The following is a 3,145-nucleotide window of genomic DNA, read 5'->3' on the forward strand; positions in this document are numbered from 1 at the left end:
CGACCTGGCCGCACTGGCCGACCGGATCGCCCCCACCCTGCGCGCCGCCGGACTGCTGCGCGCCGAGTACACCGGCCGCACCCTGCGCGAGCACCTCGGCCTGGCGCGCCCGGCCAGCCGCTACGCCGCCCGCCCCGCCGACGCCTCCACCGCTTCCCCCGCCCTCGCCGAGGTGACCCGATGACGGACCGACCGCGCAAGCAGATCCACCTCGCCGCTCACTTCCCCGGCGTCAACAACACCACCGTCTGGAGCGACCCGGCCGCCGGCAGCCACATCGAGTTCTCCTCCTTCCGCCACCTCGCGCAGACCGCCGAGCGCGGGAAGTTCGACTTCTTCTTCCTCGCCGAGGGTCTGCGGCTGCGCGAGACCAAGGGCCTCATCCACGACCTCGACGTGGTCGGCCGCCCCGAGTCGATCACCGTGCTGAACGCGCTGGCCGCCGTCACCGAGCGGCTCGGACTGGCCGCCACCGTCAACGCGACCTTCAACGAGCCGTACGAACTCGCCCGCCGCTTCGCCTCGCTGGACCACCTCTCCGGCGGCCGCGCGGCCTGGAACGTGGTCACCTCCTCGGACGCCTTCACCGGGGAGAACTTCCGCCGCGGCGGCTACCTGGACCGGGCCGACCGTTACCGCCGGGCCGCCGAATTCGTCCAGCTGGCACGGGAGTTCTGGGACGCCGGGGAGGAGCCCGTCCGGCACTCGGGACCGCAGTTCGACGTCGAGGGCCGGCTCTCGCTGCCGCGCCCGCCGCAGGGCCACCCGGTGGTGATCCAGGCCGGTGACTCCGACGAGGGGCGCGAGTTCGCCGCCGCCACCGCCGACGTGGTCTTCTCCCGGCACTCCACCCTGGCCGACGGCCAGGCCTTCCACGCCGACGTCAAGCGCCGGCTCGCCGCGTACGGGCGCAAGCCGGACGAGCTGAAGATCATGCCCGGAGCCACCTTCGTCCTCGGCGACACCGACGCCGAGGCGGCCGAACGGGCCCACGGGATCCGCCGGGCCCAGGTCGGTCCGCAGACCGCCATCGCCTTCCTGGAACAGGTCTGGGGCGTCGACCTGTCCGGCCACGACCCGGACGGACCGCTGCCGTCCGTCGACCCCGATCCGGACAGCGGCCTGGTGCAGGGCCGGGTCCGGCACGCCGACCCGGTGGCCGTCGCCGAACGGTGGCGGGCGGTGGCCGCGGAGAAGAAGCTGACCAGCCGCGAACTGGTGATCGAGCTGACCGGCCGGCAGTCCTTCATCGGCTCGCCGGCCACCGTCGCCGCGCAGATCGACCACTTCGTGCAGAACGACGCGGCCGACGGCTTCATCCTCGTCCCCCACCTCACCCCGGGCGGCCTGGACGAGTTCGTCGACCGGGTGGTGCCGCTGCTCCAGGAGCGCGGGGTGTTCCGCACCGACTACACCGGCCCCACCCTGCGGGACCACCTCGGGCTGCCCGTTCCCGGACGGCGCTAGCCGGAGAGGGGAGCGCCGCATCCGCCGGAACCGGCCGCCGACAGGCGCAGCAGGGCGATCAGACGGTCGGTCATCTCCGCTTCCCCCGCGCCGGGTTCGGATGGTCCTGCGCGCCCGCCCGGGCGTTCCGGACGGACCGCGCACGGCGGTCGGTCAGCCGGTGCGGCGGCGACGGCTCAAGGCGGTGGAACTCCGCCGACCTGCTCAGACCTCGTACACCGCACCGGCCCGGGCGATCTCGACCGGGCCGGGGTAGACGGCCGCGGCGTCCCGGCGGTTGTGCTCGGCGTCGGTCCACGGGGGGATGTGGGTGAGGACGAGCCGGCGGGCGCCGGCCGCGGCGGCGTGCTCGCCCGCCTCGCGGCCGTTGAGGTGGACGGCCTGGTAGGTGTCGCGTCCGTCGATGTACGCGGCCTCGCAGAGGAAGAGGTCGGTGTCGCGGGCGAGTTCGACGAGTTCGGCGCTCTCGCCGGTGTCCCCGCTGTAGACCAGCGAGCGGCCGCCGTGCTCCAGCCGGAAGGCGAAGGCGTCGACGGGGTGGTTGACCTGGGCGACGGTGATCCGGAACGGGCCGAGTCCGAAGCTGCCGGGGGTGAGGGTGCGGAACTCGAACACCTCCTTCATCCCGGGGTTCTCCGGCATGTCGTAGGCGCGGGCGAGCCGCTCGGCGGTGCCGGCCGGACCGTACACGGGCAGCAGTTCGGGGCAGCCCTCGGCGCGGTAGTTGCGGGCCACCCAGTAGGCGCAGAGGTCGACACAGTGGTCGGCGTGCAGGTGGCTGAGCAGGACGGCGTCGACGTCGTAGAGGCCGGTGTACTTCTGGAGGGCGCCGAGGGCTCCGTTGCCGAGGTCGAGGACGACGCGGTAGCCCTCGGCCTCGACCAGGTAGCTGGAGCAGGGCGAGTCGGCGGACGGGAAGCTCCCCGAGCACCCCACCACGGTCAGTTTCATCCGAGCCCCTCCGCCCCGACACATCCTGGCTGCTGCTGGAAAACGGCATCGCCGTCCTCCACCGGAACCGCGTGGAAAACAGCATGGAAAACGGCAGGCCGGGGCCGGTGGACCGGCCGGTGGCACTGCATTGGTGTGTCGAGGGTAAGGGCGGAGCGGCACTTTGCCCCCGTCTCCGTGCCGGGCTGTGGGCGGAATCACCAGAACGCCCGGGGCGGGAGCGGGGGGCGGTTGACGGGCCGGGGATCAGCGGCGACCGGGCCGATTGCGGGCCCAGCTGCGGATGGTGGAGGGGTACCAGCGCGGGTGGCCGTTGCCGTCGATCACGTCCGGGTCGGGCAGCAGCCGGTGCCTGCGGTAGCTGCGGACGGTCGCGGGCCGGACGTTGATGTGACGGGCGATCTCGGCGCAGGACCACAGCTCGGGGCCACGGGTCACGGGGGCACCTCCGGGGACGGGGGCAGACGTTCGTGACGCAGCCTGGCCGGGCCGGTCGGAGCTCCGGGCACAGAACGGGCATTGTGGCAGTTCCGTGACGAACCGGGGGCAATGCGCGGACAATTGCCCAATCGTCACGGCCGCCGCGGTGGTGGCGTTCACCCTCGGCCCGGTACGGTTCGCCGCATGAACGGCATGACCGCTACCTGGCTCGTCCTGTCGCTGCTGGGCGTCGCGCTGCTGGCCGCCGCCGCGGCGGCGCTGGTGCGGCGCACCCGTCCGGCCCCGC

Annotated in this window: 3 protein-coding genes and 1 pseudogene; 2 read left to right on the forward strand and 2 right to left on the reverse strand. The window is 73.4% G+C overall.

All coding sequences use genetic code 11. From position 1 onward, the window contains the following. Together KS423_RS42035 and KS423_RS42040 are read left to right on the forward strand one after the other, a co-directional pair. Positions 1–184, forward strand: a pseudogene (locus KS423_RS42035) (hypothetical protein); the annotation flags it as partial. Next, positions 181–1,467 (forward strand): LLM class flavin-dependent oxidoreductase, encoded by a 1,287-nt coding sequence (locus KS423_RS42040; protein WP_224284983.1) that lies wholly within the window; start codon positions 181–183, stop codon positions 1,465–1,467. The pseudogene KS423_RS42035 and the gene KS423_RS42040, both read left to right, overlap by 4 nt. A gap of 204 nt (positions 1,468–1,671) precedes the next feature. Here KS423_RS42040 and KS423_RS42045 read toward each other — a convergent pair whose 3' ends face one another. Together KS423_RS42045 and KS423_RS42050 are read right to left on the reverse strand one after the other, a co-directional pair. After that, positions 1,672–2,418, reverse strand: a complete 747-nt coding sequence (locus KS423_RS42045; protein WP_224284984.1) for an MBL fold metallo-hydrolase — start codon at positions 2,416–2,418, stop codon at positions 1,672–1,674. A gap of 246 nt (positions 2,419–2,664) precedes the next feature. Then, entirely contained in the window at positions 2,665–2,856 is a 192-nt protein-coding gene (locus KS423_RS42050; RefSeq protein ID WP_224284985.1) for a MarR family transcriptional regulator, read from the reverse strand. Positions 2,857–3,145 lie beyond the last annotated feature (289 nt).

It is taken from the genome of Streptomyces sp. LS1784, from assembly GCF_020103755.1.
Classification (GTDB): domain Bacteria; phylum Actinomycetota; class Actinomycetes; order Streptomycetales; family Streptomycetaceae; genus Kitasatospora.

Bases quoted from the DNA above. Each gene is read 5' to 3' on its own strand.
- KS423_RS42045 (WP_224284984.1), bottom strand. From the start codon at position 2,418: ATGAAACTGACCGTGGTGGGGTGCTCGGGGAGCTTCCCGTCCGCCGAC.
- KS423_RS42040 (WP_224284983.1), top strand. From the start codon at position 181: ATGACGGACCGACCGCGCAAGCAGATCCACCTCGCCGCTCACTTCCCC.